The following is a 5,610-nucleotide window of genomic DNA, read 5'->3' as shown; positions in this document are numbered from 1 at the left end:
CCCCCCCCCCCCACAGGGGATGTATTGGCATCTTAAAAACAATATCAGCCGTCGCGGAACAGGTCGTGCGCATCCAGCAGCCGCCAGGCGATTTCAGGCCGTTTCTCCAAGCCCCGACGGATCGCCGCCGGAATCGACTGGCGGATCTTGCGGCACAGGCCTGGCTGCTCCTGGAATTCGATAGCAATGCCGCGCATGGTCCGCACTTCGTTGTAACCCGGCTCGATGGTTACCCGTACGCCGAGGTTTTCATACAGCCGCTGCTGCAAGCGTTCGAGCTCGTCCAGGCTCTGGACGTTTTCCAGTCGCTCAAGCAGGCGTTTCTCTTCCTGTCGATTCAGGCAAAGGATGCGCAAATCGCTGCCTGGCGTTTGCAGCAACGCATCACGCCCGCAATCACAGACGCCGGGCGGGCAGGGGGGACGGATCGGAATCGACGCGGTCATGGGCTCCACAAGCTCTGCGACACAACAAAACCGCCTTGGGGCGTAAGAACGACCTCGGCAATGTGATGCCTGGCGGCGCGTCGGTCAAGCCTCCGCGGGGGCCGCTTGTCCGCGTCCGAATCGGCTCCGCTCGTCTGTTTTGCCGTGATTCGATCAAATTTTTCAGCACCGGGCGGGCTCAAGAAGACAAACACGTCGCGGCTCGCTCCGACAGTTGAGCCGCTCCCGGAAAAAAGGAGAACCCATCGAATGCAACCCGATCCGTCCACCTTACCGCTGCTGGAAGAACTGCTGATGGCCCGTGGGCCCGGCGGGCAGGAGCATGAAGTGCGCGACATCTGCCGGCGGGAACTGGAACCGCATTGCGACGAGACCCGGGTCGACCCGGCCGGTAATGTGATCGGCCTGATCAAGGGCACACGCTCGAGCGGCAAGGCGAACCAGCCGATCCGGATCATGGCGCACCTGGACGAAATCGCCATGCTGGTCAAACGCATCGAGCCGGACGGCACGTTGCGCGTGGTGGCGCTGGGGGGCGCCAATCCGATCAATTTCGGGGTGTGCCCGGTGGACATTCTCGGCGATCGGGATTTCATTCCCGGGGTACTGTCGTTCGGATCGATGCACAGCACCGGTGAAACCCATCAGGGCGCCGATGTGCTGTCGGGGAACGTCAATTGGGGCGATGTCCATGTGATCACCCGGTGCTCCGGTGAGCAGCTGCAAGCTCACGGCGTGCGGCCCGGTACCCGGGTAGTGCTGAGCCAGCATTGGCGGCGTCCGTTCCGGGTCGGCGATGCCATCGCGGCGCATTTCCTCGACGACCGCGCGCCGATGGTCGCGACACTGCAAGCCGCGAAGTTATTGGCTGAGCACCGAACAGAGCTGGCAAACGACGTTTATTTCGTTTTTACCACGCAGGAAGAAGAGTCCAATGCCGGCGCGCTGTATGCCGCCAGCCACCTGCCTGGAGATGCCACGGTAGCGGTGGAGGTCGGTCCGATCATTTCCGAATACGCTACCCGTCTGAGCGTCGACCCGATCATCAACACCGGCGACCAGAACGGCTGCTACAACCGTGAGATCGTCGACCAGTTGTACCAGGCCGGCAAACGTCGCGGGTTGACGCCTCAGTTCGCGCTGCTGGTGGATTTTGCCAGTGACGCCAGCGCGATCATGAGCAGCGGCGTCTCGGCCCAAGGTGGATGCATCGCCATTCCGACTGAAAACACCCACGGTTACGAACTGATCCTGGAGGGAAGTATCGAGGCCTGCGCGGTGACGTTGCTGGAGTTCCTGCTGAGTCGCGGCCACGACTGACACGCCAAAGATCCCAGTGGGAGCGAGCCTGCTCGCGAAAGCGGTCTCACAGCCGATGAAAATATCGACTGTGATGGCCCCTTCGCGAGCAGGCTCGCTCCCACAAGAGGGACAATTACAGCCCCAATTCGGACAGCCCCGGATGATCATCCGGACGTCGGCCCAGCGGCCAATGGAATTTACGCTCGCTTTCCTTGATCGGCAGGTCGTTGATGCAGGCGTAGCGATTGAACATCAAGCCGTTCTCGTCAAACTCCCAGTTCTCATTGCCGTAGGAGCGGAACCAGTTGCCTGAATCATCGTGCCATTCATAGGCATAACGCACGGCGATGCGGTTATCGGTGAACGCCCAGAGTTCCTTGATCAGCCGGTAGTCCAGCTCCTTGGCCCATTTGCGGGTCAGGAAGGCCTTGGCTTCTTCCCGACTATGGGCGAACTCGGCGCGGTTACGCCATTGGGTGTCGAGGGTATAGGCCAGCGATACCTTCTGCGGATCGCGAGAGTTCCAGCCGTCTTCGGCCAGGCGAACTTTCTCGATCGCGGTTTCACGGTTGAACGGCGGCAGCGGTGGGCGAACTTCAGCAGAGGACGACATGGTTAATCTCCCGATAAATGAATGATGAATTGCACTGTTTTCTGTCTCAACGGCGGTCTGTCTCAACGGCAGTCTGTCTCACCGACGGTCTTGCGATACGCGTGTTGCTTATTCGATACCCAGCAGGGTTTTCAGTACCTCCTGTGCCTGATCGGCGGCACTGTGATCAGCCATGACCAGTGCAACGCTGATGGCGCCATCGATCAGGATAAGCAGCTTCCCCGCCAGTACTTGCGGTTGCTCGAGGCCTTGCTCGCTGCACAGGCCGGTTACATAGTCGAGCAGCTTCTGTTTGTGCATCTTTGCCACCTGGCGGACCGGGTCCTGCGGGTCGCCGGTTTCGCCGCTGGTATTGATGAAGGCGCAACCGCGAAAGCCTTCGCTGTCGAACCAGCCCTTGAGCACCGGAAACAGGTTCAGCAACCGCGCGAGGGGCGTCGGCGCCTTGTCCACTTCGCTGCTGAACCAGTGCATCCAACGTTCATCGCGGCGCTTGAGGGCGGCGACGACCAGGTCCTCCTTGTTGGCGAAGTAGCGGTAGATGCTTTTCCTCGAGACGCCGGCGGTTTTCACCAGGAGATCCATGCCAGTGGCGGCGATGCCACCTTTGTAAATCAACTTTTCGGCGACATCGAGGATGATGTCGCGTGTTTCATTGCTAGTGATTTCGTTCATGGGACGAACAGTAGAACGATCGTTCTCCTTGGTCAAATGTTTTTTCGTCGCGAAGGGGAGGCCCAAACCCGCGCGTCATGGTGTAAGCTCATCCGTTCTTCGGATTCGACCTTTTGCGAGCCCTATGCCGTCGCTTTTCAAACGCACCCTGCTGCCCAAGCTGCGCAGCTTTCCACTCACCGCCGAGGCTGTGACCATCCTCGACGGCGCCGCCGAGTTTCGCCGTTGCCTGCTGGAGAAAATTGCCCAGGCGACCCAGCGCATCTACATCGTCGCGCTCTACCTGCAAGAGGACGAGGCCGGCCAGGAAATCCTTGATGTCTTGCATGCCGCCAAAGCTGCGCGCCCCGAGCTGGACATCGCCGTGGTGGTGGACTGGCTACGGGCCCAGCGCGGCCTGATCGGCGCCAAGAAGCAGCCGGGCAACTCGGCGTGGTATCAGCAGCAGACCCGCGTCCATGACAGCGAAGTGCCGATCTACGGCGTGCCGGTGCAGACCCGCGAGTTGTTCGGCGTGCTGCACCTGAAAGGCTTTGTGATCGATGATTGTGTGCTCTACAGCGGCGCGAGCCTGAACAACGTCTACCTGCACAAATTCGACAAATACCGCTACGACCGCTATCACCTGCTGCAGAACAGCGCGCTGGCCGATTCGATGCATCACCTGGTGCAACACGGCCTGATTGCCTCCAAGGCGGTGCATCGCCTCGACCTGCCGAACCTGCCCAGCACCCGCAGCTTGCGCAAGGACATCGGCGACCTGCGCAGCCGCCTCAAATATGCAACCTATGACACAACGGCCGGCAGCCTCGACAAAGACGGCCTGTCGGTGAGCCCGCTGCTGGGCGTCGGCAAGAATAATCCGCTGAGCAAGGTCATTAGCGAGCTGATCGCCAGCAGCCGTCAGCAACTGACCATCTGCACGCCGTATTTCAACCTGCCGCTGGCCGTGACCCGGGACATCAATCGGGCCCTGGCGCGCGGGGTACGGATCGACATCATCGTCGGTGACAAGACCGCCAACGATTTTTATATCCCGCCCAACGAGCCGTTCAAGATCATTGCGGCATTGCCCTATCTGTACGAGATCAGCCTGCGTCGCTTCGCCAAGCGGCATCAGCGCTACATCGACAGCGGCCAGTTGAACCTGCATCTGTGGCGCGACGGCGATAACACCTACCACCTCAAAGGCATGTGGGTCGACGAGCGCTACACCTTGCTCACCGGCAACAACCTGAACCCGCGGGCGTTTCGCCTGGATCTGGAAAACGCCCTGTTGCTCGACGATCCCAAGGGTGAATTGCTGGGGCCACGACAGGCTGAGCTGGAGCGGATCTATCAACACACCCGGCGGATCGAACGTTACCTGGACCTGGAGACCCTGCCGGACTATCCCGCCGCGGTGAGCAAATTCCTGAAACGGGTCAGCCGGGTGCGAATAGAGCGGCTGCTTTACCGGATCCTGTGAACCGCCGCGCCATGTCGGAAAAAGACACCATCTCCATCCAGCTGGTGCGCGAGGCGCTGCTGCAAAGCTGCGCCCCTGGAGCTGCTACCGAAGAAGTCCTGAGCAAGGTCGGTATCGACCCCGCCTGGCTCGACGAGCCCCAGGCGCGCGTGCCGGCCCATGCCTATGCGCGGCTGTGGCGCCTGCTGGCGAGGCGGCTGGATGACGAGTTCTTCGGCATGGACCCGCGCAAGCTCAAGTCCGGCAGCCTGGCCTTCCTGTGCCAGTGCGCCATGGCCCAGCCGACGTTGGCGACCGGGTTGACGGCGGGGCTGGGTTTCCTCTCCTTGATGCTTGAACACCTGCCGGCCCAGTGGGTTCGCCAGCAAAGCCTGGCGGAAATCGTCCTGCTCGAAGACGATCAGGACCCGCGCCGGGCCTTTACCTATTTCACCTATTGGATGATCGTCCATGGCGTGGCCTGCTGGCTCGCCGGGCGGCGCATTCCAATCCTGTCCGTCGAGTTGCGTTGCCCGGCGCCGGATTTCTGCGATGACTATCGGGTGATGTTCTCGCAGAACCTGCGCTTCGACCGGCCCCGTACGCGGATGATCTTCTCCGCCGACTGCCTGGACCTGCCCATCCGCCGCAGTCCGGAAGAGCTCAAGCGCTTCCTGGCCCAGGCCCCGGCGAACATCTTGGTCAAATACCGCGACCCGCAAAGCCTCGCCAGCCGTATCCGGCATGATCTGCGCCAGCTGCCCGCCGAGCAGTGGCCGGAAACCGAGGCCCTGGCCCAGCAACTCTGCGTCTCCGCATCGACCCTGCGCCGCCGCCTGGCGGAGGAGGGCCAGACTTACCAAGGCCTGAAAGACAGCGTGCGCAAGGAACTGGCGATCGCCTGGCTGGCCGAACCCGCCATCAGCTTCGTCGAGATCGCCGCGCGGTTGGGCTTTGCCGACGCCAGCTCGTTCTACAAGGCGTTTCGCAAATGGTCCGGGTCCAATCCCGGGCACTATCGCAGCCTGATTCTCAACGAGGCTGACTGATCCGAGTTCCTGGTTGACTGGGCTGCCGTCTTCGCGAGCAGGCTCGCTCCCAGATTGGAATATTGGCTGTCCCATGTG

The 5,610-nt window shown here is 61.4% G+C and carries 6 protein-coding genes; 3 read left to right on the top strand and 3 right to left on the bottom strand.

Annotated features, from left to right (window positions below; genetic code table 11):
• Positions 1-44 precede the first annotated feature (44 nt).
• Positions 45-446, bottom strand: a complete 402-nt coding sequence (locus tag ACE04F_RS17425) for a hypothetical protein (protein WP_486108600.1) — start codon at positions 444-446, stop codon at positions 45-47.
• A 249-nt stretch (positions 447-695) separates the two neighbouring features.
• Between ACE04F_RS17425 and ACE04F_RS17420 the strand changes: the two genes are divergently transcribed.
• Entirely contained in the window at positions 696-1,766 is a 1,071-nt protein-coding gene (locus ACE04F_RS17420; RefSeq protein ID WP_486108598.1) for a M42 family metallopeptidase, read from the top strand.
• A 115-nt stretch (positions 1,767-1,881) separates the two neighbouring features.
• On the opposite strand, the gene ACE04F_RS17415 is transcribed toward ACE04F_RS17420, so the two are convergent.
• A complete protein-coding gene (locus ACE04F_RS17415) occupies positions 1,882-2,361 on the bottom strand; it encodes a nuclear transport factor 2 family protein (RefSeq protein WP_486108596.1) in 480 nt (159 codons plus the stop codon).
• A gap of 108 nt (positions 2,362-2,469) precedes the next feature.
• On the bottom strand, positions 2,470-3,036 hold the full coding sequence (locus ACE04F_RS17410; RefSeq protein WP_486108594.1) for a TetR/AcrR family transcriptional regulator: 567 nt from the start codon (positions 3,034-3,036) through the stop codon (positions 2,470-2,472).
• Between the two features lie 124 nt (positions 3,037-3,160).
• On the opposite strand from ACE04F_RS17410, the gene pssA reads away from it, so the two are divergent.
• Together pssA and ACE04F_RS17400 are read left to right on the top strand one after the other, a co-directional pair.
• Positions 3,161-4,504: a CDP-diacylglycerol--serine O-phosphatidyltransferase gene (pssA, locus tag ACE04F_RS17405; protein WP_486108592.1), complete on the top strand. Its 1,344-nt coding sequence runs from the start codon at positions 3,161-3,163 to the stop codon at positions 4,502-4,504.
• An 11-nt stretch (positions 4,505-4,515) separates the two neighbouring features.
• Complete coding sequence (locus ACE04F_RS17400) at positions 4,516-5,532, top strand: AraC family transcriptional regulator (RefSeq protein ID WP_486108590.1); 1,017 nt, start codon at positions 4,516-4,518, stop codon at positions 5,530-5,532.
• The last annotated feature ends 78 nt before the right edge of the window (positions 5,533-5,610 follow it).

The sequence above is a fragment of the Pseudomonas sp. AGC41 genome, assembly GCF_057334555.1.
Note: the sequence above shows the minus strand (reverse complement) of the source record. Positions and strands in the feature narration are given on the sequence as shown.